28 protein-coding genes are annotated in these 24401 nt (G+C 70.1%); 5 read left to right on the top strand and 23 right to left on the bottom strand.

All coding sequences use genetic code 11. From position 1 onward, the window contains the following. Positions 1 to 6 precede the first annotated feature (6 nt). Positions 7 to 1038, top strand: coding sequence for an NADPH:quinone reductase (locus tag Ate02nite_RS33370; RefSeq protein ID WP_203811852.1), 1032 nt, complete (start codon positions 7 to 9; stop codon positions 1036 to 1038). On the opposite strand, the gene Ate02nite_RS33365 is transcribed toward Ate02nite_RS33370, so the two are convergent. Genes Ate02nite_RS33365 through Ate02nite_RS33350 form a run of 4 tightly spaced genes read right to left on the bottom strand, consistent with a single transcriptional unit; the run spans position 1016 to position 3031 of the window. Then, on the bottom strand, positions 1016 to 1501 hold the full coding sequence (locus Ate02nite_RS33365; protein WP_203811851.1) for a glutathione peroxidase: 486 nt from the start codon (positions 1499 to 1501) through the stop codon (positions 1016 to 1018). The genes Ate02nite_RS33370 and Ate02nite_RS33365 overlap by 23 nt on opposite strands. Before the next feature lie 19 nt (positions 1502 to 1520). After that, a complete protein-coding gene (locus Ate02nite_RS33360) occupies positions 1521 to 1700 on the bottom strand; it encodes a hypothetical protein (RefSeq protein WP_203811850.1) in 180 nt (59 codons plus the stop codon). A gap of 31 nt (positions 1701 to 1731) precedes the next feature. Further along, complete coding sequence (locus Ate02nite_RS33355; protein WP_203811849.1) at positions 1732 to 2154, bottom strand: SDR family NAD(P)-dependent oxidoreductase; 423 nt, start codon at positions 2152 to 2154, stop codon at positions 1732 to 1734. 55 nt (positions 2155 to 2209) lie between these two features. Further along, positions 2210 to 3031: a DNA-formamidopyrimidine glycosylase family protein gene (locus tag Ate02nite_RS33350; protein WP_239147894.1), complete on the bottom strand. Its 822-nt coding sequence runs from the start codon at positions 3029 to 3031 to the stop codon at positions 2210 to 2212. An 87-nt stretch (positions 3032 to 3118) separates the two neighbouring features. Here Ate02nite_RS33350 and Ate02nite_RS33345 point away from each other — a divergent pair, with 87 nt between their 5' ends. Beyond that, complete coding sequence (locus tag Ate02nite_RS33345; protein WP_203811848.1) at positions 3119 to 4042, top strand: hypothetical protein; 924 nt, start codon at positions 3119 to 3121, stop codon at positions 4040 to 4042. Positions 4043 to 4054: 12 nt separating this feature from the next. Here Ate02nite_RS33345 and Ate02nite_RS33340 read toward each other — a convergent pair whose 3' ends face one another. The 3 genes from Ate02nite_RS33340 to Ate02nite_RS33330 form a co-directional block, all read right to left on the bottom strand. Further along, on the bottom strand, positions 4055 to 4756 hold the full coding sequence (locus tag Ate02nite_RS33340) for a DinB family protein (protein ID WP_203811847.1): 702 nt from the start codon (positions 4754 to 4756) through the stop codon (positions 4055 to 4057). 151 nt (positions 4757 to 4907) lie between these two features. After that, positions 4908 to 5489 carry an ATP/GTP-binding protein gene (locus Ate02nite_RS33335; protein ID WP_203811846.1) on the bottom strand — a complete coding sequence of 194 codons (582 nt, stop codon included), beginning with the start codon at positions 5487 to 5489 and terminating at the stop codon, positions 4908 to 4910. 45 nt (positions 5490 to 5534) lie between these two features. Then, the gene (locus Ate02nite_RS33330; RefSeq protein WP_275422978.1) at positions 5535 to 5903 is read right to left on the bottom strand and encodes a DUF6228 family protein; all 369 of its coding nucleotides are present in this window, start codon (positions 5901 to 5903) and stop codon (positions 5535 to 5537) included. 102 nt (positions 5904 to 6005) lie between these two features. Between Ate02nite_RS33330 and Ate02nite_RS33325 the strand changes: the two genes are divergently transcribed. After that, the gene (locus Ate02nite_RS33325) at positions 6006 to 6560 is read left to right on the top strand and encodes an SUKH-4 family immunity protein (RefSeq protein WP_203811844.1); all 555 of its coding nucleotides are present in this window, start codon (positions 6006 to 6008) and stop codon (positions 6558 to 6560) included. A gap of 202 nt (positions 6561 to 6762) precedes the next feature. On the opposite strand, the gene Ate02nite_RS33320 is transcribed toward Ate02nite_RS33325, so the two are convergent. The 8 genes from Ate02nite_RS33320 to Ate02nite_RS33290 all read right to left on the bottom strand — a co-directional run bounded on the left by Ate02nite_RS33320 (position 6763) and on the right by Ate02nite_RS33290 (position 13242). Beyond that, positions 6763 to 7149 (bottom strand): cyclic-phosphate processing receiver domain-containing protein, encoded by a 387-nt coding sequence (locus tag Ate02nite_RS33320; protein WP_203811843.1) that lies wholly within the window; start codon positions 7147 to 7149, stop codon positions 6763 to 6765. 48 nt (positions 7150 to 7197) lie between these two features. After that, on the bottom strand, positions 7198 to 7716 hold the full coding sequence (locus Ate02nite_RS33315) for an allene oxide cyclase barrel-like domain-containing protein (RefSeq protein ID WP_203811842.1): 519 nt from the start codon (positions 7714 to 7716) through the stop codon (positions 7198 to 7200). Positions 7717 to 7772: 56 nt separating this feature from the next. Beyond that, on the bottom strand, positions 7773 to 7871 hold the full coding sequence (locus tag Ate02nite_RS50045; protein WP_438871279.1) for an MFS transporter small subunit: 99 nt from the start codon (positions 7869 to 7871) through the stop codon (positions 7773 to 7775). Further along, positions 7868 to 9265 (bottom strand): OFA family MFS transporter, encoded by a 1398-nt coding sequence (locus Ate02nite_RS33310; RefSeq protein ID WP_203811943.1) that lies wholly within the window; start codon positions 9263 to 9265, stop codon positions 7868 to 7870. Before Ate02nite_RS33310 ends, Ate02nite_RS50045 begins: the two co-directional genes overlap by 4 nt. 62 nt (positions 9266 to 9327) lie before the next feature. After that, the gene (locus tag Ate02nite_RS33305; RefSeq protein ID WP_203811841.1) at positions 9328 to 10104 is read right to left on the bottom strand and encodes a DUF1295 domain-containing protein; all 777 of its coding nucleotides are present in this window, start codon (positions 10102 to 10104) and stop codon (positions 9328 to 9330) included. Next, positions 10101 to 11342, bottom strand: a complete 1242-nt coding sequence (locus Ate02nite_RS33300; RefSeq protein WP_203811840.1) for an SAM-dependent methyltransferase — start codon at positions 11340 to 11342, stop codon at positions 10101 to 10103. The genes Ate02nite_RS33305 and Ate02nite_RS33300 overlap by 4 nt, the downstream gene beginning before the upstream one ends. Continuing rightward, the gene (locus tag Ate02nite_RS33295) at positions 11339 to 12016 is read right to left on the bottom strand and encodes a DUF1365 domain-containing protein (RefSeq protein ID WP_203811839.1); all 678 of its coding nucleotides are present in this window, start codon (positions 12014 to 12016) and stop codon (positions 11339 to 11341) included. Before Ate02nite_RS33295 ends, Ate02nite_RS33300 begins: the two co-directional genes overlap by 4 nt. Further along, a complete protein-coding gene (locus Ate02nite_RS33290; protein ID WP_203811838.1) occupies positions 12013 to 13242 on the bottom strand; it encodes an NAD(P)/FAD-dependent oxidoreductase in 1230 nt (409 codons plus the stop codon). The genes Ate02nite_RS33295 and Ate02nite_RS33290 overlap by 4 nt, the downstream gene beginning before the upstream one ends. Before the next feature lie 115 nt (positions 13243 to 13357). Here Ate02nite_RS33290 and Ate02nite_RS33285 point away from each other — a divergent pair, with 115 nt between their 5' ends. Next, positions 13358 to 13969: an alpha/beta hydrolase gene (locus Ate02nite_RS33285; protein ID WP_203811837.1), complete on the top strand. Its 612-nt coding sequence runs from the start codon at positions 13358 to 13360 to the stop codon at positions 13967 to 13969. Here Ate02nite_RS33285 and Ate02nite_RS33280 read toward each other — a convergent pair. From Ate02nite_RS33280 to Ate02nite_RS33245, 8 genes are all read right to left on the bottom strand, one after another. Continuing rightward, positions 13920 to 14384: a DUF3291 domain-containing protein gene (locus Ate02nite_RS33280; protein WP_203811836.1), complete on the bottom strand. Its 465-nt coding sequence runs from the start codon at positions 14382 to 14384 to the stop codon at positions 13920 to 13922. The two genes, Ate02nite_RS33285 and Ate02nite_RS33280, sit on opposite strands and share 50 nt — an antisense overlap. Positions 14385 to 14415: 31 nt before the next feature. Next, entirely contained in the window at positions 14416 to 15054 is a 639-nt protein-coding gene (locus tag Ate02nite_RS33275) for a helix-turn-helix transcriptional regulator (protein ID WP_239147892.1), read from the bottom strand. A 31-nt stretch (positions 15055 to 15085) separates the two neighbouring features. After that, positions 15086 to 15865 carry an enoyl-CoA hydratase/isomerase family protein gene (locus Ate02nite_RS33270; protein WP_203811835.1) on the bottom strand — a complete coding sequence of 260 codons (780 nt, stop codon included), beginning with the start codon at positions 15863 to 15865 and terminating at the stop codon, positions 15086 to 15088. 118 nt (positions 15866 to 15983) lie between these two features. Next, positions 15984 to 18773, bottom strand: a complete 2790-nt coding sequence (locus tag Ate02nite_RS33265; RefSeq protein WP_203811834.1) for a M36 family metallopeptidase — start codon at positions 18771 to 18773, stop codon at positions 15984 to 15986. Positions 18774 to 18811: 38 nt separating this feature from the next. Continuing rightward, positions 18812 to 19150 (bottom strand): YciI family protein, encoded by a 339-nt coding sequence (locus Ate02nite_RS33260; RefSeq protein WP_203811833.1) that lies wholly within the window; start codon positions 19148 to 19150, stop codon positions 18812 to 18814. A gap of 80 nt (positions 19151 to 19230) precedes the next feature. After that, positions 19231 to 22011 (bottom strand): ATP-binding protein, encoded by a 2781-nt coding sequence (locus Ate02nite_RS33255; protein ID WP_239147891.1) that lies wholly within the window; start codon positions 22009 to 22011, stop codon positions 19231 to 19233. Then, entirely contained in the window at positions 21978 to 22172 is a 195-nt protein-coding gene (locus tag Ate02nite_RS33250; protein ID WP_203811832.1) for a hypothetical protein, read from the bottom strand. Before Ate02nite_RS33250 ends, Ate02nite_RS33255 begins: the two co-directional genes overlap by 34 nt. 575 nt (positions 22173 to 22747) lie before the next feature. Then, positions 22748 to 23299, bottom strand: a complete 552-nt coding sequence (locus tag Ate02nite_RS33245) for a hypothetical protein (RefSeq protein ID WP_203811831.1) — start codon at positions 23297 to 23299, stop codon at positions 22748 to 22750. 734 nt (positions 23300 to 24033) lie between these two features. Between Ate02nite_RS33245 and Ate02nite_RS33240 the strand changes: the two genes are divergently transcribed. After that, on the top strand, positions 24034 to 24375 hold the full coding sequence (locus Ate02nite_RS33240) for a PadR family transcriptional regulator (protein ID WP_239147890.1): 342 nt from the start codon (positions 24034 to 24036) through the stop codon (positions 24373 to 24375). Positions 24376 to 24401: the final 26 nt, after the last annotated feature.

The raw sequence follows: 24401 nt of genomic DNA, 5'->3' as shown, positions 1-24401 counted from the left end.
TGAGACATGAAGGCGATCATCTACCGCGACAACGGCGACTCCGGCGTTCTCGAGCTGGTCGACCGCGATCTGCCGCAGCCCGGTCCGGGTGAGGTGCAGGTCCGGATCGCCGTCTCCGGGGTCAACCCGACCGACTGGAAGACGCGCTCCGGCGCCACCAATCCGAAGAAGTTCCCCGAGGTCACCCCGCATCTGGACGGCGCCGGCGTGATTTCCGCGGTCGGTTCTGGCGTCGACCCGGCGCGGGTCGGCGAGCCGGTGTGGCTGTTCATGGCCACCGCCGGACGGCCGACCGGGACGGCCGCCGAGTACACCGTCGTGCCGGCTTCAAACGCCGTGCCGTTGCCCGCCGGGGCCGGCTTCGACCTGGGTGCCTCGCTCGGCGTGCCCGCGCTCACCGCCCACCGCGCCCTCACCGTCGCCGAGGACGGCCCGGCGCGCCTGCACCCGGGCGCGCTCGACGGCAAAGTGGTGCTGGCCGCCGGGGGAGCGGGCGCGGTCGGGCACGCGGTCATCCAGCTGGCCCGGTGGGCCGGTGCCACCGTGATCAGCACGATCAGCGGCCCGGCCAAGGCCGCGCTGGCCACCGCGGCCGGCGCCCACCATGTGCTCAACTACCGCGAGGGTGACCCGGTCGCCGCGATCCGCGAGATCGCTCCCGGCGGCGTCGACATCGTCGCCGAGGTGGCGCTCGGCGCGAACCTGGCGCTCGACCTGGCCGTGCTGCGCACCCGCGGGGTGATCGCGACCTACGCCAACGACGGCGGCAAGCCGGTCCAGCTGGACGTGCGGCAGAACATGACGCTCAACACGCGCTTCCAGTTCCTGGTGCTCTACACCGTCGGCTCGGCCGCGCTGGCCGCGGCGGCCGCCGATGTCGCCGCCGCGGTGGCCGACGGTGCCCTGCCGGTCGGCGAGGAGCACGGCCTGCCGTTGACGCGCTTCCCGCTCGACCGCACCGCCGACGCGCACCGCGCGGTCGAGAGCGGCACGGTCGGCAAGGTGCTCGTCGACGTCAGCGCAGGGCTGCCTCGATAGCTTCGACCACCGTGGGGTCGTCGGGCGCGGTGCGCGGGCCGAACCGGGCGCGCACCGTGCCGTCCGGGCCGACCAGGAACTTCTCGAAGTTCCACCGGATGTCGCCGGTGTAGCCGTCGGCGTCCGGCTCGTCGACCAGCTGCTGGTAGAGCGGGTGCCGGCCGTCCCCGTTGACCTCCACCTTCTCGGTCATCGGGAAGGTCACGCCGTAGGTCGCGCTGCAGAACTCGGCGATCTCCTCGGAGCTGCCCGGCTCCTGCCCGCCGAACTGGTTGCACGGCACGCCCAGCACGGTGAAGCCGCGACCGGCGTACCGCTCGTGCAGCTCCTCCAGCACCGCGTACTGCGGGGTGAGGCCGCACTTGGAGGCGACGTTGACGACCAGGGCCGCCGTGCCGCTGAATTGCCCGAGATCCAGCGGTTTGCCCTGAAGGTCGGCGATCGGGAGGTCATAGATGCTCATGCCGACCAGCGTAGCCAGCTCAGGCCGTCCGATGATCACCCCGTTTGTGCCGTACGCCGAACACCTGGGCCATCAGTGCGTCGAACGTACGGTCCGGCAGCAGGCGGCGGGCCAGCAGCAGCGGTTTCGCCCCGGTCCCGGCGGCGTACCGGGTCAGCGGCCGGCGCGCCCGGATCGCCTGCACCACCACCGCGGCCACCGACTCCGGGGACGAGGTGATCCGCGGGTTGTCATTTGCGGTCCGGTGCGACGTGGCCAGCGCTTTCGCCTGCTCCGATTCGGCCGCGTCCACGCTCGCGCATGTGCGGCACCACGAGCTGGGTGAGCCGGGCCGGCCCGATCACGTTGACCTCGAACTGGCGGCGCGCCTCCTCGGTCGGCACTTCCTCGACCGAGCCCATCGCGCCGTACCCCGCGTTGTTGACCAGCACGTCGATCCGGCCGGTCTCGTCGATCGCCTGCCGCACCAGTTGCTCCAGCGACGCGTGGTCGCTGAGGTCGGCCTTCACCGCGACGATCCCGTCGTCGGGCGGCACCTCCTCGACCCGGCGGGCGGCCGCGTACACCGTGAAGCCCATCGCGCCCAGCCGCCGCGCGACCGCCGCCCCGATCCCGCTGGATGCACCCGTGATGATGACGGTCCGTCGTGACATGCCGCGATTATCGGGAGTAGCCGAACCGCTGCGGACCGTGCCGGTCGGCTTTCCGTCAGCCGACGTCCCCCGAACGAGTGACCTGCTCCCGCGAACACCACCAGGTCGTCCGGCCGCTGACCGTGCCGTGGACCATCGGTGCGCCGTCCCGGGGGCATCGGCCGCCCGCGTGCCGGTGCGCGATGATCGGCAGGGTGTGCACGCCGCCGTCGCGCAGCGCCGCGCCGACGGCGTCCCGGGTGGCCCGGAAGAGTCGCCCGGCCTCGGCCCGGGTGATCTGGTCACCCGGCCGCGCCGGATCGATCTTCGCCTGCCAGAGGATCTGATCGGCGAGCAGATTGCCGATCCCCGCGACCAGATGCTGGTCCAGCAGGCGCCCCTTGACCGGCACGATCCCGCCGGTGACGGCCCGGACGAAGGCTGCCTGCCCGATGCCGGCCGCATCCGGCCCAAGACCTTCAATCGGAGGATCCAGCCGTACGCGTCCCAGCCGTCGCGGATCGACGAGCATCAGCCGCCCGCCGTCCGCGAAGGTGACGGTGAATCGCGCCCACCGGTAGTCACCCGGTTTGCGGCGCCCCTCCCAGTAGTCGCCGCCGTCGATCTCGTCCCCGTCCACCCCGGCGATCACGATCTTCCCGGACATGCCGAGGTGAATGCCGAGCACCGGACCACCCTCGGACGTGTCACACCACATGCTCTTGCCCCGCCGATGGGCCGCGGTGAGGCGACGCCCGACCAACGCGACCCGGATGTCCCCGGCCCGATGAGGCCGGCAGACCCACGCGTCGGTGTCGTCGACGTCGGCAATGACCCGGTCGAGGGCGGCCCGCCCAATGACCGACCGAGCAGACTCAACTTCCGGCAACTCAGGCATGGTCCCGAAAGTCTAGACATCACCGCCCGGAACCCTTCAGTTCGACCGCTCGTCTCATGCCCGATGGTGGACGGCGATGGGGGAGAGATGCGGTCGACGGTCGTGGTGCTGGCCCTGGTGCTGGCGGGGTGTGCGTCCGAGCCGTCCGTGCAGCAGCCGGCGCACCGCGATTGGGGCGCCCCCGAGGTGCACGCGAGGTGGCAGTCGTGCGCTTCAGCCCAGCATCCGCCCGCGGTGAACCCCGTGGAGACCCGGTGGCTGGCGCCGCTCAGCGACGATTTCACCCCGGTCGCGATTGTTCTGTGCACCACGGCGGCTGACGGCCAGGACATGGTCTCCGCTGAGTTGCGGGCCGACGACGTCGCCGCGGTCGCCGCCGCGTTGCGCTTGCCCGACGGGCCGTATGCGAAGGTCTCCTGCCCCGCCGGCGAAGCCGTCGTGCCCTGGTTCGCCCTGCTCGACGCGCAGGGCCAGTGGGTGCACCCGGGCGTGCCCACCGGCGATTGCGGTAAGCCGGTGGCGCAGTTCAGCGATGCCTTCGCCGCCCTGCACCTCAAGACGGTAGCCACTCGCAAGATCAGCAAAGCCACCGCCGCTGCGGCGGCCGCCGCTCACTGCGAGCTGACCTGGGCCGACATGATCGCGGTGGCCGCCCGGAGCACGCCGCCGACGTCCATCATCACGTACGGGCTGCCGTCGGGCTTGCCGGTGCGGTTGTGTGTCTATGACGTGCCGGCCGATGAGCAGGGCAGCACCAGGCCGGGCGGTGTCTTCGCCACGGGCACTGTGCTCACCGTGGAAGAGTGGGGGCCGATCGCGAGTCTGCTGCCCGAGGATGCGCCGGCGAAGCCCTGCGCGAGACCGGCCGGCCGGTTCGCTCTTGTGCAGCTGGGCGAGAACGAGGACATCTATGTGGAGCTGAACGGCTGCCACCGGTTGCTCAGCCAGGCCAGTGGCAACATCCTCAGCCAGGCGTCCAGCGCCCTGATCACCGAGCTCGAAAAGGTGTGAGGTCCTGCGCTCCTAGTACCCTCCGGAACCTAGTTTGTCCAGGTCGCGCCGGCAGAACCGATGGTGCGCCCATTCCTCGTTGAGCACGGTGCCGAGGCATTGCCGCACGGTCCGGCCCTTGGCGTACGGGGGCCATCGATCGTCGTCCGGAACCGGCGCGGTCGCCGCGAGCTGATCGGGGGTGACCTCGGCCAGCCAGGCCTCGACCTCGGAAGCCTGCCGGACGCGTACGGCGAGCACCTCGTCGAGGCTCGGCTGCTCGTCCGCCAGGTCCGTGATGTGCGGCGGGCCCAGCCCCATGGCCGTGAACGGCTCGGTGAGCCCGAGCACGCAGCGCCGGAACCAGCAGTCGTGCACGAAGACAAGGTGGCGCAGGGTTTCGACCATCGACCACTCGCCGTCGACACCCTGGTGTTCGCTGTTGTCGGGCATGGACCGAACTCGCTCGGTGGTCGTCGCCCAATCGTCCCGCAGCTGCCGCCAGGCCGCTCGCAGGTCGTCCGGCCGATCCGAGCGGATCAGCAGCCGCACCGGGTGCCGGCGGTCGAGTTCCGCCTCGACGTACGGCATCACCTCGACCCCGTTGACCACCAGGTTGGTGATCAGGCCGTCGATCTCGGCGTCCTGCATGACCACGCCGACCATCCGCACTCGACTCAGGTCACACTCGCGGAACTCGGCGCCGGCGAGATCCTCATCGTGGAAGCGTCGCATTCGGACAGACTAGGTCGTACCACGCACGCGAGCGATCGCGGCGACCGTTTCCTCGGCGAAACCCGGCAGGAAGCCGGCCGGGCGGTTCGGACAGCACCGCCGTTCCACTCGCCGGTTCATCGTGCCGGCGGAACAGTCTCATACCGGCAGATTAATCGGCGACGTGCCGACTCGCCCCGGCTTTGGTCGGGCCCACCGGTTCGGGTTTGAGGACGGCGAGGATCGCGTCCAGCCGGTTGTCGAGCGGTCCGCTCAACTCCAGGACCGGCGTGCCCGCCCAGGCGTCGAGCGGGTCGTCGTAAACCAGTTCCAGGAGCGCGTCATTCATCCGCGAGCGAAGGCCGGGCAACTCCGCGGCGGGCAGGATCCGCTCGGTCTCCGGCGTGATCACCGTGATGACCAGCAGATCGAGAGTAGCGAACGCGAGGCGCAACGCAGCGGCATCGGCCTGCTCCGCCGGATCGGCCCCGCTCGCCGCCAGGTAGGCGAGATAGTCGAGCGGCGTACGGTCGAAGACGGCCTTTGATGTTGACGGCGACCGCAGGCTCCGAACCGAGCAGGCCAACATCGCCCGATAGTCCTCCGCCGCCGGCGGAAAATCGAACTCATACCCCTGCTCTTCCAACAGGTAGTACGGCTCCTCGACCACGACGTGCCCCGGCAGACGCGCACAGAGCGCCTCAGCCAGCGTGGTCTTCCCAACCCCGTGCGTCCCGGAGACCGCGACCCTCATCCCCGCTCCCGCCCCTCCGAACACTCCTCGGCGATCATAGGCGCGCTACGTGAAGAGGGCGGCGATCTCGGCGGCGAGGTGTCGCATGTCCTCACCGGCGTCGAGATTCACGCAGGCTGACGCTTCCCACGCGTCGCGCTCGTAGCCGCGAGGTCCGCGGACGACAAACCGCAGAGACACATGGCCACGCCGGTCATGGGTCGCGTCGATGCGGAGTTCGCGTTCCAGCGACTTCCAGCTGCGAACCCCGTCCCACCCGGGGTAGGAGTCCGCCAGCTCGGCGACCCAGGAAGCAAGCGAGTCTCCATCAAGAGTCCGGACCACCTTCGCGGCGGTGACGCCAACGTCGCTGATCTCGCACAAGAAGTCGAGCACGTCGTCGTTCCACGGCCTTTCGGCGGCACGAAGCAGCACGCGCCCGCGGCCCGGCTCCCTGCGCTGGGGCGTCCACCGGAGTTGCCGATGAGCGAATGTCCGGCGACCGCAAGCGTTCAGTCCTCGGGTTATCGTCTGGGCGTGGCTTCTGATCGGCCTCCGATTCTTCCAACGTTTGAAGAGCTTGAGTCCTGGGCTGGCCGAGGGCGGGTCCGGCGCGCGGTTGAGGCAGACGTAGCGACATGGCGACTCCCGCAGTCGGCAAAGGCCGTGCTGACTTTGAACGGCGTACCGCTGCTCGACGAAATCGTCGACAGGGTCTCCTTCCAAGTCACGCCGACGATGTACCGGCTGGCTTACGAGTTCGGCGGCGAGCCCACCGACCCAGCCTGGGAGTTCGGCGCCGTACCGGTAACCGGTGAGGTTCGTCTGTGGCCACCGGGTGGCCAGGAGGACAGCTCCTTCGTGAATTCCTCGGTCTGCCAATGGTTGTGCTCGCTTCACCTGGTGGGCAGCCGGCTCACCGAGTCGGACCTTTTCGACCGCTGGGACGAGAGCGCAGAGACGGAGGAGCTGGCATTCGCCGAGCTTGCCGAACTCCTCGGCGGGATCGAAGCTATTGATCCCGCCGCCATCGCTGACGGCAATCATGAGCGGCAGTTCTGGCCCGGATTACTCGACCGCTGGCTCTTCTGACCCTCCGCCAAGCCATCCGCAGCTGCCGCGAAGCGGTGGGGAAGGTTCGGCGAGGCGATCCGCTCGCGTACTGCCAGCGGCGGATACGGGAACCTGGCCCGACTCGAACGGTGCGGCCATCCTTGGGTTCAGTGACGCGCGCTTACCCGGCATCGCGCGCGTTGGGCAGGTCTGTTGAGCGAGCGTACGGTCACCGATGACGTCATGCGACTGGGTATCCTGCGGCGGGCGGCCCGTTGAGGTAGCCGACGTCAGTTGAGCCGGACGCGATGACGACCCGGTACTCCCAGCGGCGTAATGCCTGCGCCATCTTTGCGGCGCCGGCTGGGTTGGCCGAGTGGATGTTGATTACGCCGATGTCGAATGGCCGGCCGTCGAAGGCTGCTCGTTCCAGGACCTCCACGACCGGCCAGATCGTGTCGTCTTCGCCCAGGTCGTGGTCGAGCCAAAGTTCGTCCAGGCGCTGATTCCGGTATCGCTCAAGCAATGTGACGCCGGCATCGCTCGTACGGGCTACCTCAGCAACCCGGCCATCGATGAACGACCGCAGATCGTCGACCAGAAGCACCCGAGTCTCAATGGCCGCCATTCCGTCATGATGCATGACTGCTTCGACCATGGCAGGCATAGGCACCGGTTATCGCCGGGTTAGGTTGAGTAGCAGGGAGCCGGTTTCGTCGCCGGATTCGGTTAGTACGGCCTCGCCGTAGGCGCCTGTGTAACGGCCGGTTCCGCCGGTGATGGCCAGGCGCTTTACCGGGTTGTTGGTGGCTGCGCCCTGGGTGGTTATCTGGCCCTCGGGCAGGCTGAACGTCACCTGGCAGGCCAGCTTCAGGGGGTCGGGGTCGGTCGGCACTATGTCGGTTACCGTGCAGGAACCGTCGTCGTGGCCTACTACCTGGCCGTTGCGCAGCAACTCGTCTCGGAAGACTGTCTGGTCGCCTCGGCTTGGGTCGAACGGGTCCTGGAACGAGGTCACCTGCCGCACCCCGGTGGCGCTGAAGTCCAGCAGGAAGAAACCGCTGAAGTGGACGCCCAGCGTGACGGCCGACCCGCCCTGCGCCGCGGCGGGCGTCGGGCGGGCGACCGGCCAAGCCACCGCCACCAGCGACAGGGCGACCAGGGCGACCAGAATGGACGCCAGTCTTTTGGTCATGGACAGAAGTAGAGCATCGCGTCGGTGGCGGTCGCAGTCGGGCGAACGACAGTCGTCTATTCGAAGAGCTTGGCGGCGGTGATTACGGTCTGGGTGATGCCGTAGCCGAGCATGACGGCTACCAGCAGCCATGAGACCAGCAGGCGGACGGTCATGCGGCAGCCTCCTTCTCCAGCGGGGTGGTGGTGCCGGAAGGCTCGTGGAAGCGCTCCGGGACCGGGCGGATCAGCAGGTTCGCTACGAAGCCGATGGCCAGCACGCCGACCATGGTGAACAGGGCCGGCTGGTAAGCCGCCGAGGTCAGGCTCCCGGGCTTGCCCTGGGCGTCGAGGAAGCGGTTGATGATCAGGGGCCCGGCGATGCCCGCCGCCGACCAGGCGGTCAGCAGGCGGCCGTGGATCGCGCCCACCTGGTAGGTGCCGAACAGGTCGCGCAAATAGGCGGGTACGGTCGCGAAGCCGCCGCCGTAGAACGACAGGATGATGCCGGCCAGCACCACGAACAGCGCGGTCGCTGCATCCCCGACGGTGGCCAGCAGCAGGTACATGACCATGCCGGCGCCCAGGTAGAGCATGTAGATCGGCCGCCGGCCCACGTGGTCGGAGGTGGACGACCAGGCGAACCGGCCGGCCATGTTGAACAGCGACAGCACGCCGACGAAACCGCCGGCCGCGGCGACGCTCACGCTGGAGACGCCGTCGACCCGGAAGAAGTCCTGGATCATCGGGCTGGCCTGCTCGAGGATGCCGATGCCCGCGGTCACATTGCAGAACAGAACAACCCACAACAACCAGAAGCTACGCGTACGGATGGCGCTCGCCGCCGACACGCTGGCCGCCGTGACCAGGGGTTTCGCCGTCACCGAGGAGGGCTCCCAGCCGGCCGGGCGCCAGCCGGGGGCGGGGACCCGGATGTTGGCGACGCCGAACATCATGATCAGGAAGTACGCGATGCCCAGGGTGAGAAACAGCAGCACCAGCGCGTGTCCGTCGGCGACCGAGGTGGCCACGTTCGGGTCGTAGTTCTCGTCGTACGCCGAAAGCAGTTGTCGTGAAGCCGGACTCGCGATCAGCGCGCCGCCGCCGAAGCCCATGATGGCCAGCCCGGTCGCCAGACCGGGCCGGTCCGGGAACCATTTGATCAGGGTGGACACCGGCGAGATGTAGCCGATGCCCAGCCCGATCCCACCGATCACGCCGTAGCCGAGATAGACCAGCCACAGCTGTTCGGTGCCGATGCCGAGCGCACTGACCAGGAAGCCGGACGCCCAGAAACAGGCGGAGACGAACATCGCCTTGCGTGGTCCGTTGGCCTCGACCCAGGTGCCGGCGACCGCCGCCGACAGCCCCAGCATCACGATGGCGATGCTGAAGATGATGCCGATCGAGGTCTGGCTGGCGTCGAAGTGTTTGATGAACGAGTTCTTGTAGACGCTTGTCGCGTAGGCCTGGCCGATGCACAGATGAACAGCGAGCGCGGCGGGCGGGATCAGCCAGCGGCTGTACCCCTCCGGCGCGATGGTGTGCTTGCGGTCGAGCGCGGTGAGCAGTGACACCCCGGCCTCCCAACCCCTCTAAGGGCATTGAAGACCATCATCATCAACCCGTACGCCTAACCCGGCAAGCGGCGCGGCGGCCGGGGGACGAAGCCGCTGGTGCGCGCGACATATCCGGCGTAACCCGGACGCGTACCCGTCAGGTGTTTCTCCATCAGGGGTTTGCCGGTCTTGCGGGCCAGGAACCAGGTCATCAGCATCGGCGAGAGCACCGTCAGCCAGCCGGTCCAGTGCAGTGCGGCCAGCGCGAACAGGCCCCACCAGACGCAGGCGTCGCCGAAGTAGTTGGGGTGCCGGGTGTACCGCCACAGTCCGGAGTCGAGCACCTTGCCCTTCGACGCGGGGTCGGCGCGGAACCGGTCCAGTTGCGCGTCGCCGACCGCCTCGAAGAACAGGCCGACCGCCCAGATCGCGACGCCGATGACGGCGAACGCGTTCAGCGGGGCGTAGTGGGCGGCGACCTGCACCGGGAGCGAGACGAACCACAGCGAGATCCACTGCAGCAGGTAGACGCTGCGGAGCGCGTACCAGGTCCGGCTGCCTTTCGCCCGGCCGAGCAGCTCCGCGTAGCGCGGGTCCTCGCCGGGGTGGCGGGCGCCGCGGCGGCCGATGTGGACGGCCAGCCGTACGCCCCAGATCACCGTGAGTGCGGCGACCAGCCAGGCCATCGGGCGGTCCGGTTCGAGGGCCGCGGCGGTCACCGCGACCGACGCGAAACCCAGCCCCCAGGCGACGTCGACGCCCTTGTGCTCGTCCTTGGCCGCGCCGATCGCGAACGCTATGAGCAGCACGGCGAGGGACACGACCGCCGTCGACAGCAGCACGGCGATCATACGGGTTCGCCCAGGATGAGCTGGCACACGTCGAGGTAACCGGAGGCGAAGCCGGCCTCGCTGTACGCCAGGTAGAAGTTCCAGGTGCGGGCGAACGTGGCGTCGAAGCCGAGGGCGGCCACCTCGTCCGGCCGGGCGTTGAAGGCGGCCCGCCAGCGCCGCAGCGTCTCGGCGTAGTCGGGGCCGAAGTCGAGCCGGTCCAGCACGGTCAGCCCGGCCCGGCCGAACACGGTCTCCATCGCCGGCACCGACGGGATCAGGCCGCCGGGGAAGATGTACTTGTGGATCCAGGTGTACGCGTCGCGGGTGGCCCGTACCCGGTCGTCGGCCATCGTGATCATCTGCAGGCCGGCCCGGCCGCCCGGCGCGAGGTGCCCGGCCAGCGTCCGCGCGTACGACGGCCAGTAGTCGATGCCCACCGCCTCGACCATCTCGACGCTGACCACGGCGTCGAAGCCGCCCGCCACCGGCTCGATCTCCCGGTAGTCGCGCAGCCGCACCTCGACCCGGTCGGCGACGCCGGCCGCGGCCGCCCGGCGGAGCGCCAGGTCCCGCTGCTCGGCCGAGAGGGTCACGCTGACCACCCGCGCACCGCGCTGAGCGGCCCGGATGGCGAGCTCACCCCAGCCGGTGCCGATCTCCAGCAGCAGGCTTCCGTCGCCCACCCGGGTCCCGTCCAGCAGCCGGTCGATCTTGCGGTGCTGTGCCGCGGTGAAATCGTCGCCGGGGTGGGTGAACAGGGCACTCGAGTAGCTCATCGACTCGTCGAGGAAGAGGGCGAACAGGTCGTTCGACAGGTCGTAGTGCCGATGGATGTTGCGCCGGGAACCGTCCGGGGTGTTCCGGTCGGCGAGCGGCGACCGCACCCCGTGGAACCGCCGCATCCACTGCAGCGACGGCGGGATCAGCGTGCCCATCGACGACGCGAGCACGGTCAGCACCCCGACCAGGTCGTCGGAGTCCCAGTCGCCGGCCTGGTAGGCCTCGCCGAATCCGATCAGGCCGGACCGGCCGAGCCGGGCGAACAGCGCCTCGGGCCGGCGTACCCGCAGGGTCGGACCGGCCGTTCCGGTCACCCGGCCGTCGGGGTATCGGACCCGGACCGCGGACTTCGCCATCGCCTGGCGGAACACCACGCCGGCGAGGTGGGCGCGGAGCCGGGCCGGCGGCTCGGCCGCCACGTCCGGCCACCGGTCCGGATCCACCCCATGCCGTACGGGATTGACGGTCGTGGTCATCGGGAGCCTTCCGTTCGGGGCACGACCTTCAAGCCGCGCAAATAGAGGCGGATGCCCTGGAGCCGGATCCGCAGGGACACCGCCAGGGTCACGAACGGGTGCCGCCAGTCCGGTGGGCGGCGGGTACCGCGCAGCGACGCCACGAACGGGCGGCCGCCGTCCCGGTCCAGCGCGATGGTCAGCGCGAGCCGCTCACCCGGCTCCGGCAGGCTCAGCCGGTAGGAGCCGGAGACGTCGTTGAACGGCGAGACGTAGAACGTCTTCGCGGTGTCGGCCCGGCCGCGCTCGTCGGTGCGCAGCAGGTAGCAGTGCCGCCCGCCGTACGTGTTGTGCACCTCGGCGATCACCGCGGCCAGGCTGCCGTCGGCCCGGTGGCACCAGTAAACGCTCAGCGGGTTGAAGACGTGCCCGAGCACCCGGGCGTTGGTGAGCAGCCGGATCGGCCCGCCGGCCAGCTCGATGCCGTGCCCGGCCAGGAACACCTCGACGTTGCGCCGGATGCTCGCGGCCGGGTCACCGAAGTGGTCGCCGGCCCGGAACGACCCTAGCCACCGGTCCCGGGGCAGCTCGTCGACGTCGACGTACCACTGGTAGGTCCGGTAGGCGAAGGCGTGCCGCAGCGGGGTGGTACGGGTGTGGCGGACCGTGCACTCGTACAACGCGGGCGCGGTCACCACTCGACCCCCAATGATCGCGCCGCGGCCACCCCGCTGCGACAGCCGTCCTCATGGAAACCCCAGCCGTGGTAGGCGCCGGCGAACGCGGTCCGTCCGTCGTTGAGCGCCGGCAGCCCGGCCTGGGCGGCCACCGATTTCGGGGTGAAGATCGGATGCTCGTACGTCATCCGGGCCAGAACCGTGTCGTCGCGCCGGTCCGAGTTGAGCGTGACCAGGTAGTGGCGCCGCACGTCCAGCCCCTGCAACCGGTTCATGTCGTAGGTGACCACCGGCGCTCCGGCACTCGGCGCGCAGCCCGGCAGCCGGTAGTTCCAGCTGGCCCGGGCCCGCCCGGCCACCGGCAGGACGGTGTCGTCGGTGTGCAGCACGGTCTCGTTGCGCGAGTAGGTGAACGCGCTCAGCGTGCGGCGCTCGGCGTCGGTCGGGTCGCGCAGCAACCGCAACGCCTGATCGGCGTGGGTCGCCACGACGACCGCGTCGTAGCCGACGTCGTCGCCGGCCTCCACCCGGACCCCCTCGGGCGTACGGGTGACAGCGGTGACCGGATCGCCGGCCCGGACGCTGCGCAGGTTCTTGGCGAGCAGATCGACGTAGGTGCGCGAGCCACCGACCACGGTCCGCCAGGTGGGCGAGCCGGTCACCGACAGCATCCCGTGGTGGTCCAGGAAGGTGAACAGGTAGCGGGCCGGATAGTCGGCCACCACCTCGGGACCGCACGACCAGACCGCCGAGACCAGCGGCACCACGAAATGCCGTACGAAATGATCGGTGTAATGACCGCGGGCCAGGAACTCGCCGAGTGTCGGATCCTCGCCGGCACTCCGCAGCAGGGCGCGCGCCCGGCGATGGAACACCGGCACCTGGGCCAGCGTCGCCAGGAACCGTGGCTCGGGCCGCCGGGCGAACAGCCCGCCCGCCCCTTTCGCACCGGCGTACTCCAGGCCGCAGCCGTCGCAGCGCACCGACATGCTCATCTCGGCCGCCCGGGTGGGCACGTCCAACTCGGCGAAGAGCCGGCGCAGCAGCGGGTACGTCCGGTCGTTGTGCACGATGAAGCCGGAGTCCACGGCCACGCTCGTGCCGCCGTCCGGCAGGTCATGGGTGTGGGCGTGCCCGCCGAGCCGGTGGTCCGCCTCGTACAGCGTGACGTCCCACGTCTTTCGCAGCAGGTACGCCGCGGTAAGCCCGGACACGCCGGCGCCGATGACGGCAACGGATCTCATCTGCGCTCCCCAAGGTCACTTGATCTTCGGGGGGTGATTCGGAGTCGCACGCGCGCCGGATAGGTCTGAATGCTAGGGCTATCCGGGCCGCGCCCGGCTCCGAATAGAAAAGGTGATGTCTTCGCCAGCCACCCGCGCGGTGGTCCTCGTTCTGCACGGCGGCCGGGCGAACAGCACCGCCCCGGCCCGGCCGGGCCTCGCCTGGGCGCGGATGGCTCCGCTCGTCCGGGGCATCGCCCGCGCCACCGGCGGCGACGCCGAGGTCCGGTTGCTGCGTTACCGGCTGCGCGGGTGGAACGGACCCGCCGAGGACCCGCTGCGCGACACCCGCGCCGCCCTGGAGGAGATCCGCCGCACGCGTCCCGGCGTGCCGATCGTGCTGGTCGGGCACTCGATGGGCGGCCGGGTGGCGCTGCGCCTGGCCGCCGAGCCGGACGTGGCCGGCGTCTGTGCGCTGGCGCCGTGGATCGAGCCCGGCGACCCGGCTCGCCGCGGCCCGGCGCCGGTACTGATCGCCCACGGCGACCGCGACCGGGTGACCGACCCGAGGGTCTCGGCGGCCTACGCCGCCCGGATCGGCGCGAGCTTCGTGCCGGTGCCCGGCGAGACCCACGCCATGCTGCACCGGCCGCTGTTCTGGCACCGGCTGGTGACCGGTTTCGTCCAGCAGGTGCTGGTCAATCCCGGTGAGCCAGCTCCGGCGCCGGGAACATCTCGCGGAAGGTGAAGGCGTCCGGGGCGGGGCCGGCGGCCTGCAGGCGGCCCAGACGGGAGATGCCCTGGCGCAGCGTGGGGAGCTGGCCGGCCGGGAGCCACCACAGCACCAGGGCGGCCTGATGGCCGTTCGGGAGGAACCAGTCGCGGCGGCGGCGCAGATATTCGAGGTGCTGGGACTGGTAGGCGTACGCCCGGAGGTGTTCGGGGGTTTCCCAGACCGAGAGGGTGAAGATCCGGCTGGGGTCGGCCGGGGCGGCGATGGTGCCGTCGCCGGTTTCGTCGGCGAGGCGCCAGACGAAGCCGGGCGAGCGGTCGGCCAGGGCGTTCATCACCGCGACGCCCTCGGCGAACTCGATCATCGAGGGGTCTTCCAGCGGGGCTCGGAGGCGGGCCGTGTTCATCTGGGCCAGGTGGAAGGAGGTCATGGCTTCAGCTCACCAGGTGCCGTTTCTATTGTCAATCAGATTGATTTTTAGAGAGCGTCACGCAGCAGCGACCGGGGGCCGGGTCCATCCGGGCGGTCCAGTCGCCGTCGCTGTCGCCCAGCAGGCCGGTGATCATGGCCAGGTTCATGCCGCAGATCAGCGGCGGGAACTGTTCCGCCAGCCGATGGAACGGGCAGTTGCGCAGCTCGATGCGGTCCGGGCCGGCCGCGGCCGGGGAGTAGCCCTGCTCGGTCAGCGCCACCGTTGCGTCTTTTCGGAGGCGGCGGCCGTGCCGCTGCGCCACCTTGTAGAGAGCCTCCTCGACGCCGGCCTGCTCGATCGCCTCGGCGAGAAGTTCGGCGGCACCCAGGTAGGCCCGCGGCGGCACGCTGACCGCGTGCTCCGCCGCGCCGACCTGGTAAAGCTTGGCGGGCCGCCCGGCGCCGGGGCCGGTCTTTCCCGACCTGCGGGCGTACGAGACCTCGAGCAGTCCCGCCGCCACCAGCTTGTCCAGGTGGAACGCCGCGAGCGTACGGCCGATGCCGAGCGCCTCGGCGACCTCGTCCCGCCCGACCGGCCCGGTTCCGTCCGCGACCACCGCGTAGGCCCGGCGCCGCACCTGGTCGGTGAGACTGGCCAGAGCATCGAGGTCACGCAGGTCTTCGGTCACGCCGCAATCGTATTACCAACGACGCTTGTTACTAGAGTCCGCGGAAGACCGGCGAGCGGCGTTGGAGGCTGGCCTCGATGCCCTCGGCGCTGTCCTGCGTCGCCCACAGCAGGCGCTGCTCGGCCAGCTCGTGGTCGAGGGCCTGGCGGACCCGGGCGGTCAGGTCGGCGCGCAGGGTGGCCCGGATCGACCGCACGGCCAGCGGCGCGGAGGCAGCGATCTGACGGGCCAGGTCGTGGGCGGTCTCGCGGAGAAGGCCCGGCTCAGCGAGCCGGTCGGCAAGACCCAGCTGTACGGCCTCCGCACCACCCACCCGCCGCGCGGTCAGCAGCATGTCGGCCGCGGCCTGCCGCCCCACCAGCTCCGGCAGCGTGACGCTGAGACCGAAGCCCTGGTGGAAGCCGAGCCGGGCGAAGTTCGCCACGAACCTCGTCGAGGCTTCGGCGATCCGGAAGTCGGCGGCGCAGGCCAGGCCCAGCCCGCCGCCGACGGCGCTGCCCTGCACGGCGGCGATGACCGGCGTCCGCACCTCGAACAGCCGCACCGCCTGCCGGTAGAGGCCCGCCGCGGCGGCCGCCCGGTCCCGGACGAATTCGCCGCTGCCCAGGTCGGCGCCGCCGCAGAAGTGCTTGCCGGCCGACGCCAGCACGATCACCCGGCAGGCCGGGTCGTCGTCCAGGGCCAGCGCGGCGTCGGCCAGCCGGGCCAGCAGCGCCTCGTCGACGTGGTTGGCCGGCGGCCGGCGCATCTCCAGCAGCGCCACCCCGTCCGCGACGGTGACCGACAATTCCGCGCTGGCTTCCACATCCATACCCGAAACCCTGCCACTCATGGTGCGACACCGTCACACGGGACACGTGGTTTCGCCTCGGAAGGTCACCCGAACGACACGAGTAGCAGCCGTTCGGATGACCTTCCACTATGGAGTTTCAGCTGGCTGCGCCGTACACCCCCACCTCGACGGTGTCGACGTACGAGCAGCCGCTGTAGTCGCCGGGGCAGCTGCCGCCCTCGTCGGCCACCTGGGTGCCGAGCATCGTGTAGCGGAAGTACCGCACGCCGGTGGTGCCGGCGGTCAGCGGCACCGCGTTGGCCCGGTCGCGGTCGGCCGGTCCGAAGTGCCCGCTCGCCGCCACCGTCCAGGCGGTGCCGTCCGGTGAGGTCTCCACCCGGTAGTCGCCGGTGGACGAGCTCGGGTCGTCACCGCAGTTGCCGGTCGGGTTGATCTCGATCGAGGTCACGTCGACGACGGCCGGCAGCTGGACGGTGAGGAACCGGGGACCGGCCGCGTCGGTGCTCCAGCCGCTGCCCTGGGACATGTCGATCGCCTGGCCCGGGCCGCAGCCGAAGTCGCTGTAGTCGTCGCCGTTGAAGTCGATCAGCTGCGCACCACCCTGCGAAGCGGCCCAGTCCCGCCGGACCGTCCAGTCGACGGTGCTCGGCCTCGTGGTCACGGTGACTGTCTTGACCTGCTGCTCGTACCCGGCGCCGCGGGCTGCGACCTTCGGATACGTACCCGGGTAGATGTTCTTGATCTGGTAGTGGCCCTTCGCGTCGGTGACGGCGGCGTAGGAACCGGCGAAACCGGAGCTGTGCCCGCCGAAGGTCACCGCGACCCCGGGGGCCGGCTGGCCGGAGCCCTGATCGGTGACCGTGCCGGCGATGCTGCCCGTGGCCGAGCCGGGCGCCGGCGGGGTGGAGAAGTCCTCGATCGGCGCGGTGTCCGAACCGTCCACGGTGGCGGCGAAGAAGCCCATGCCGCGCTTCGCGAAGACCTTCCAGATGTCCTTCTGGTGCTTGCCACCCGCGACGACGCGGTCGGCGATCAGGATCGCGTTGCGCATGTCCAGGTAGGACGGATCGGCCGGGGAGAGTTCCATGGCCCGGGTCACCACCGACTCGGTGAGCCGGTAGCCGAGCGCGGTGCGCAGGTCCCACAGGGTCTGCGCCCAGATCTCGCCGTCGGCGTGCACCTCGGCCCCGCGGCGGGAGATCTTGCCGAAGTCGCCGTAGGTGTAACCGCCGGAACCCGCGGTCGCGGTGCCCGGGCAGACCGTGGCCGGGGCGCCGACCGTGCAGTCCAGCGGCTCGGTGCGGATGGTGTTCGCGCCGCCGGTGGAGTACTCGAAGACGACAAGTTCGCCGGGGGCCCTGGTGTCCTTCTCCAGGCCCTCCTTCTGCAGGTAGTCGTAGGCGTACCAGTCGCTCCAGGCCTCACCCATGGCGCCGGACTGCGGCCCGTTGAGGGTGGAGACGCCGGAGGCGTCGACGACCAGCCGGTTGGACAGGCCGTGGGTGTACTCGTGGTAGACCGAGGACGCCTCGTTGCCGGTGTCGGACGGGACCCACGGGTCCTGCTCCGGCGTGGTGTGCGCGGCCGGCTGCAGGTACATCTGCATGGTCGGCGCGGTGCCGTCCGGTGGGGTGGCCATGTTGGCGTTGTCGACGTGGTTGTCGTCCGGGAAGCCGTCGGCGGTGTTCGCCCCGTCCAGGTCGTTGGCCTGCACCGCGTCGCCGTCGCGGGCCTCGAAGTTGCCGGCCGCGCGGGTGAACCCGATCGGTGCGGCCAGCAGGTGGTCGTGGAACACCGAGTTGAAGTACAGCAGCTGGGTGGCCGCCATCTCCCGGTTGTCCTGCCACGAGTACGCCACGTTCGGGTCCCAGGTGCACTGGAACCGCTCCGAGCACATCGGGCCGGTGAACTGCTTCAGCGGGTAGACGAAACGACCCGGCGAGCTGGGCCCGACCTCCTCGCCCGGGTCGGCGATGTCGTTGTCGTTCAGGTCGGAGAACACGTGGGTGGAGTTGCCGCTCAGCGTCGGCGCGGACGGGCTGAGCCACTTACCGAGCGAGACCCGCCGCTGCTTGCCGCCGGCCGGTGCGCCCGGGTAGTTGTCCCAGACCAGCGCGTCCGGCCCGGACTCGTGGTCGACCAGGCTCTGCCGGTACAGGATGCGGCCGGTCGCGGCGTCGACGACGTGCAGGTAGCCGGTCTGCATGGTGAGCGTCTGGTAGCCGAGGCGTACGCCGCCCGCGGTCGGGAAGGCGACCAGTTTCGCGCTGTCCCGGGCGGTCGACCCGGTCTCGCCGGCGTCCTTGCGGGCGGTGTCCAGGGCCTGGCCACCGGTCAGCGTGGCCTTGCCCAGCCCGGCCGGCACCTGCCGCACCGGCGAGCCGGTCACCTGGACCAGCGAGCCGTCCCTGGCCACGTCGGCCCGGATGCCGTTGCCGAACAACGGCACGTCGCCGACCTGCTGCAGGAAGCTCAGGTGGTGGGTGCCCTCGATGTCCTTGTAGTCGCGGCCGAGCTTCAGGGTGGCCGGGTCGACCCCGAACAGGTCGGCGTGCGCCTTCAGGTAATCGCGGGCGATCCGTTCGGCCGGCTTCTTCGACGGCCCGGTGAGGAAGCCGTCGAGGCGGGCCACCTGCCGGGGCGTGCCGGTCAGTGCGTCGATGTCGACGATGCCCTGCTGGCCGAGCGCGGCGCGCATGCCGCTGACCGCGGCCGACGGCTTGGCCGCCAGCAGGGTCGCCCGGGAGCTGAGCGCGCCGGCGGTGGCCGGGTCGTGCCGAGCGTCGTAGTTGTCCGGAGCGGGAGTCACCCGGTGGGGTGCCGCCGGTGCTGCCGTCGCCGGTCCGGTGCCCGTTGCGGCCGGGACGAGCCCGACCGCGAGCACCGAGACACCGGCGAGGAGCGTACGTCTGAGGTCTGTCTTCACCCGGCCAGCCTGGCAAAGCCATCGACTCAGATCAACACCTACATGACCTCGCGGACCTCCTGGGGCCAGCCGCACGCCTCCGCGAGCTTGCCGGCCCAGAACCGGGCCCGCTCCAGGTCGGGCACGTCCACGATGGTCAGACCGCCCAGGAACTCCTTGGTCTCGACGTAAGGCCCGTCGGTGAACAGCAGCTCGCCGCTGGTGGCGTCGGCGCTGACGATCGGGCCGTTCTCCACCAGGCCACCGGCGTAGATGTACTGCCCGGCGGCCTTGATCTCCTCGACGGCCGCGTTGGCGAGCGGCCCGCGGCTGCGGAACCACTCCTCGGTGTGGTCGCCGACCCACTGCTGGTTGAAGTAGATGATGTACTGCGGCATCTCTGCTCCCTCTGTTCGGCCGGACCCGGTGTCCGCCCCCACCTGACCAACGAACGGCATCTGCCCGATCCGACAATCTCCTAGGATCGACGCAGAAGATCGCCTACCTCGGTACGGGAGGCGACGCCCAGTTTGCGCAGGATATTGGAGACGTGCACGGCGGCGGTCTTCGGCGAGATGTAGAGGCGGCGGGCCAGCTCGGTGTTGGTCAGGCCGTCGCTGATCAGCACCGCCACCTCGCGCTCGCGCGGGGTCAGCGCGGCCGGGCCGCTCACCGCGTCGGCCGCTCCGGCCGGGGCCAGGCCCAACCGGGCGCGCAGCTGGTCGAGCTGGGCCACCCGCCAGCCGGCCCACTGGGCCAGCAGCGGCCCGGCCGCCTCGGCGTGGGCGGTGGCCTCGGCGCGCCGGTCGGCGGCGAGCAGGCAGCGGGCGGCGCCGATCCGGACCGTGCCGCGGTGCGCCGGCCCGAGGATGTGCGCCTCGGTGATCGACAGGTAGCCGGCCAGGGCCTCGGCGTGCCGGCCGTGCGCCTCGTCGAGCTGGGCGTCGACAAGCGTGCGGTGGGCGTCCCAGACATCGGCGTCGAGCAGGGTGCTGGCCAGCCGGTCGAGCCGGGCCATCGGCAGGCCCAGCTCCAGGGCGGCCGAGATCAGGTCGTGGGCCTGTTCGCCGCTGCGCCACGGCTGGCCGGCCAGGGCCACGACCAGCTCGTCCATGGCCGCTTCCGCGCCCGGCAGGTCGCCGCGCCGGCAGGCCAGGTGGAACGCGAGACCCGGGATGGTGGGCGGCGGGTTGCTGGGCAGCGCGGCCAGGTCGGCGATCAGCTGCTCGACCCGGTCGAGCTCGCCGGCCTCCAGGTAGAGCCCGGCCAGGAACACCCCGTGGTAGTCGGCCCAGCGGCCCCGGCGCAGGTAGCCCTGATCCAGCGCGCGGCCCTCGATCAGCGCGTCGATCGCGGCCCGCAGGTCGCCGGCCCGCACCGCGAGCCGGGCCCGGCCCTGGAAGTAGGTGGCCACCGCGAGCGACTCGAAACCGGCCCGCTCGGCGTCGATCCGCATCCGTTCCAGGATCTCGGAGTATTCGGAAGGGGAGGCAGGGGGCTCGGATATCAGGATGTTGAGGGCCTGGGCGGCCAGCACCCACTCGCCGGCCTTCTCGGTCTCGTCGACCAGGGCGGACAGGATCTCCCGGCCCTCGGCGGCGGTCTGCGAGCGCTCGGCCAGCGTCGCGCCCTTCTCCAGCAGCGCGATCAGCCGGACGTCGGGCAGGTCGAACTCGGTGGCCAAGGCCAGCGCGCGTTCGGCCCAGAGCAGCGCGGCGTCGAAGTCGTCGCGCAGGTAGGACGACTGGGCGATGGCGGTCATCGCGCGGGCCTGGCCGGCCCCCGGCGGGAGCTCCGCGATCAGGGTCTCGATGTCCTGGGTGGAGGCGCGCATCTCGTCGGTGACCCGGGCCTCCCAGGCCAGCCGGACCAGAAGATAGAGCGCCTCGGCCCGGTCGGTGGCGGTGCCGGCCAGGTCACGCCAGCGGCGGCCGTAGCGCAGGGCCTCGTCGAGCAGGCCGGCCAGCCACGCGGCCCGGGCGGCGGCGGCCAGCAGCTCGGTGTCGTCGGGCACCTCGTCGAGGCCCATCTCGGCCAGCTGGAAGGCCTGGTAGGCGGAGCCGATCGAGAGGTAGAGGGCGGCGCCGCTGCGGGCCGCCGCGACCATGTCGTCGTAGCGGCCGGCGCCCTGGGCGTGGTGCGCCACCATCGCCGGGTCGGAGGCGCCGTCCTCAGCCCCGCCGCCACCCTTATTCGGCCTGAAGGCAGTCTTCCTGCGCAGCAGCACGTCCAGGGCGGCCTCGTGCAGGCGGCGGCGCTGGCGGCCGAGCATCTGGTCGTTTATCGCCTCGCGGACCAGGGCGTGCCGGAACGCGAACTCGTCCTCGCCCGACTCGACCAGCACACCCCGGGTGACCAGGTCGCGCAGCACCGCGATCAACTCGTCCTCGCCGGCCCCGGTCACGTCGGCGAGCAGGTCGAACGGGATGCGGTGGCCGAGCACGGTGGCCGCCTCGACGATCCGGTGGCTGACCGGTTCGAGGTCGTCGACCTGGCGGCGCAGCACGTCGGCCAGGCTCCACGGGAGGGGCTGCTCGACGAGGGCCTCCACCGCGTACCCCGGGAGGGCCCGCAGCAATTCCTCCAGGAAGAACGGATTTCCGCCGGTGCGGTGATGCAGCGCGGTCGCGGCGCGCAGCGCGACCGGCGCGCCGGTCGCGGCGGCCAGCAGCGCCGCGGTCTGGGCCGGGGTCAATCGATCCAGGCGTACGTGGGTGACGGCGTGCCGTCGTTCCATCCGAGCCAGCAGCCCGGCCACCGGCTGCCGCCGGCTCACCTCGTCGGGCCGGTAGGTGCCGATCAGCAGCCGCTGCCCGTGCTGGTCGGCGATCCGCTCGAACAGCGCGGCGCTCTCCGAGTCGGCCCAGTGCAGGTCCTCGAAGACGATCACCGCCCGGGCGTCACCGATCAGCTCGGACAGCAGGGCCAGGCCGGTGTGCAGGCGCTCGACCGGGCTGCGCCGCGCGTCAGCCAGCGCGGCCAACTGCTCCTCGTCGACCTCCGGGCGTCCGTCGATGGCGTCCAGCAACACCTCGTAAGGACGGGACAACGAACCCGGCTCGGCCTGCCCGACCAGCACCACGGTCCCGGCCGGCACGGTGGCCAGTAGCTCGTGGACGAGGCGGGTCTTGCCGATGCCCGGCTCGCCGGCGATCAGCGCGACGGCCGGCTCACGCGCCGAAGCGAGCCGCGCCAACCGGCGCAGCTCGCTCTCCCGCCCGATCATCACCGGGCTGGCACCGCCACGGATGGTTCGCACGGTGCCAGGTTACCGGTGGGCCGGCCGCGCGCCGCCGGGCTTTTCCGGGCCCGGCGCCGCTCGCGGGCACTGGTGAGCAGCCGCCGCCGGTCGGCCTCAGCGATCAGTTCCCGGTGCCGCTCGTTAGCCAGAACCAGCATCAGATCCGAGTGCATCAACATGGCCTCTCCTTTGTCGCCGTCGATGGATTAATCCTCGTCCGGCAGGAGACCCGTCACATCAGGACCACTTGCGTATCTTCCCTGCTCACCGCCGCTTAGGAGGGGCGTAACGGCGGCCTAGGTATACCTAGATAAAGGCCTCTTCCGGTACGCACGACAACGCCCACAACCGCACCACCACCCGACCGCCCAGCCCGCGCGACCGGCGCGCAACACCAGCACGTGCCGCGCCCATCGCGCAACGACCCCCAAACCCCAAGCGACCGCCGCATCGCAGGCGGCCGCTCCCGCCCGACAGGCAACGCTTCCACACAGCGCCGGTCGCGCCCGAAATGCCGCTTATATCCAGCAGCGACAGCGCACCCCGCAGCGAAGTTGAAGATTTAGCCCCCCGCCGAGTGCCGTACCTTTCCAAGATCTCCGATTTCCCGTCACACCCGCTGACCTGATGTGATGGCTTATGCAGCGATAGCAGTGGTTTCGAATATTTCAGTGTCGAGTTGGCCGACAGTGAAGCGGATGCCCGGATCTGCCGAGAACAATACACCTGATCGATCATCAACTACCGCGATTATCTAGACCTGGTCGGTGAACCAATAGGCGTAATCATATCCGCATGCCAGAATCGCATCCCAGACCTGCCATCCGATCCGCTCACCTGTCTGCCGGCTGTAGACCTCGACGCCGACGGTTCCGGCGATCTCGTTGTGGATTTTTCGAGTAGGAAGGTTGAAGTAGTTTTCTCGGCCCGGGCTGCCTGGGCCGTACAAGACCTGCGTCCTGAATACGTCCGGCTCCATGTCATATTTCGACCAACTGTCGAAGTACGATGGCGGCTGAATTTTCAGGCGCACCACGATGTCGTATCGAGGGCGCGGCTGATTGAAGTTGAAGTCCATCGCGACCCATGATTGTCCGGATTCGCACCGTGCCTCCGCATTGCCATTCACCCATCGATGCCAGCCTGCGAGACCGATGTAGTTACCGTCCCGCAGGGATGCACTTTCGGCAGAGAGGCCAGCATCCCGTGCCGGTGGAGCGCCAAGGGCCGGCGACGAACCAACGTTGAGGCAACCGGTGAGCACTAATGCGCCGGCCGCCACTCGGAACGCGGGGATCTTGGCCACGATGCGCCATCCTTTCGGGTCATTGGCAAGAGTCAGCTTCGCAATCTAAACATGCTGAGCGAGTCCTCGCCCACGGTTTCCGCTATATCGTCCGGGCAGGTGAAGAGCGCTTATCCACATCGCCAGATGTCCTCATATAGAGTAAGATCAGCAGAAGTCGGCCGCAGAGCAGCTGAGCGGATAGCTCTACGGGTCAACTACGCCGCCAACGACTAATCTCGGATCGTTGGCGGCTTCTGACGCCTATCCGTCGGAGAACGTTTTCGCCCACTGTCATACAACCCCTACTGCGGTCTGGGCATCCTCTCCGCACACGATTACGAGACATGGCGCGCGCGGATTCTGGATAGAAAATCGCCGACGGGTTGACGGATCTCTTGTACGCCGCGCGCCGAGCACATTTGCCGCAGATAACGCGTGCCGATTCTTTACGGCCCGACATTCCAGGGAGCGGTTCGGCTTGCGGCGGTTGGTGGTTGCCTATCGCCTTGTCGCCGCTGGCTTGGCCGTCGTCGCCTCCCGTAGGGGTGAGCGCGGTGGTCGGCTTCGTGGTCTGGCTTGCGCGCGATGAACTCGTCGCCTCGCAGTCAGGCATTCGGGCAACGACCAGCGTCGTTGTGGCGAGGGTCAGGTAGGGCAGCTGCCTCGCCTCGCTGACCGTCTTCGCGCAAAGCGTCGTCGACGCATCGATGTCGGGCCTTGCCTATAGTTCGATCAACTGTATATTGGCGGCCATGGCGAGCATGCGGCGACCGAGCTTTCTGATTCTGTCGGCGCTTGCTCCGGCGCCGCTGCATGGGTATGCGGTGATCAAGGAAGTGGCGCGGCTGTCGGATGGCGGGACGCGCCTCGCCGCCGGCACGTTGTATGCGGCACTTGATCGGCTCAACGACGAAGGCCTCCTCGAGGTCGACCGTGAGGAGACTGTCGACGGCAGGCTCCGCCGCTACTACCGGCTGACCGATCCGGGCATCGCCGCGCTGGCCGCCGAGGCCGAGCAGATGCGCCGCGACGTACGGATGGTGACCCAACGGTTGAGCGGAGTCCGCACCGCCGGTGTTCCCCGCCCTGCCTGATCGTCGCCGCCCCCTGAAGGGATCAA

The organism is Paractinoplanes tereljensis, from assembly GCF_016862435.1.
Lineage (GTDB): Bacteria > Actinomycetota > Actinomycetes > Mycobacteriales > Micromonosporaceae > Actinoplanes > Actinoplanes tereljensis.
The sequence above is the reverse complement of the archived record's forward strand: the minus strand, read 5'-3'. Positions and strand labels throughout refer to the sequence as shown.

Bases quoted from the DNA above. Each gene is read 5' to 3' on its own strand.
- Ate02nite_RS33315 (WP_203811842.1), bottom strand. From the start codon at position 7,716: ATGACCAAAAGACTGGCGTCCATTCTGGTCGCCCTGGTCGCCCTGTCG.
- Ate02nite_RS33365 (WP_203811851.1), bottom strand. From the start codon at position 1,501: ATGAGCATCTATGACCTCCCGATCGCCGACCTTCAGGGCAAACCGCTG.
- Ate02nite_RS33260 (WP_203811833.1), bottom strand. From the start codon at position 19,150: ATGCCGCAGTACATCATCTACTTCAACCAGCAGTGGGTCGGCGACCAC.
- Ate02nite_RS33270 (WP_203811835.1), bottom strand. From the start codon at position 15,865: ATGGATGTGGAAGCCAGCGCGGAATTGTCGGTCACCGTCGCGGACGGG.
- Ate02nite_RS33300 (WP_203811840.1), bottom strand. From the start codon at position 11,342: ATGACCACGACCGTCAATCCCGTACGGCATGGGGTGGATCCGGACCGG.
- Ate02nite_RS33370 (WP_203811852.1), top strand. From the start codon at position 7: ATGAAGGCGATCATCTACCGCGACAACGGCGACTCCGGCGTTCTCGAG.
- Ate02nite_RS33345 (WP_203811848.1), top strand. From the start codon at position 3,119: ATGCGGTCGACGGTCGTGGTGCTGGCCCTGGTGCTGGCGGGGTGTGCG.
- Ate02nite_RS33320 (WP_203811843.1), bottom strand. From the start codon at position 7,149: ATGGCGGCCATTGAGACTCGGGTGCTTCTGGTCGACGATCTGCGGTCG.
- Ate02nite_RS33340 (WP_203811847.1), bottom strand. From the start codon at position 4,756: ATGCGACGCTTCCACGATGAGGATCTCGCCGGCGCCGAGTTCCGCGAG.
- Ate02nite_RS33285 (WP_203811837.1), top strand. From the start codon at position 13,358: ATGTCTTCGCCAGCCACCCGCGCGGTGGTCCTCGTTCTGCACGGCGGC.
- Ate02nite_RS33335 (WP_203811846.1), bottom strand. From the start codon at position 5,489: ATGAGGGTCGCGGTCTCCGGGACGCACGGGGTTGGGAAGACCACGCTG.
- Ate02nite_RS33240 (WP_239147890.1), top strand. From the start codon at position 24,034: ATGGCGAGCATGCGGCGACCGAGCTTTCTGATTCTGTCGGCGCTTGCT.
- Ate02nite_RS33355 (WP_203811849.1), bottom strand. From the start codon at position 2,154: ATGTCACGACGGACCGTCATCATCACGGGTGCATCCAGCGGGATCGGG.
- Ate02nite_RS33305 (WP_203811841.1), bottom strand. From the start codon at position 10,104: ATGATCGCCGTGCTGCTGTCGACGGCGGTCGTGTCCCTCGCCGTGCTG.
- Ate02nite_RS33350 (WP_239147894.1), bottom strand. From the start codon at position 3,031: ATGCCTGAGTTGCCGGAAGTTGAGTCTGCTCGGTCGGTCATTGGGCGG.
- Ate02nite_RS33250 (WP_203811832.1), bottom strand. From the start codon at position 22,172: ATGTTGATGCACTCGGATCTGATGCTGGTTCTGGCTAACGAGCGGCAC.
- Ate02nite_RS50045 (WP_438871279.1), bottom strand. From the start codon at position 7,871: ATGACCGTCCGCCTGCTGGTCTCATGGCTGCTGGTAGCCGTCATGCTC.
- Ate02nite_RS33290 (WP_203811838.1), bottom strand. From the start codon at position 13,242: ATGAGATCCGTTGCCGTCATCGGCGCCGGCGTGTCCGGGCTTACCGCG.
- Ate02nite_RS33280 (WP_203811836.1), bottom strand. From the start codon at position 14,384: ATGACCTCCTTCCACCTGGCCCAGATGAACACGGCCCGCCTCCGAGCC.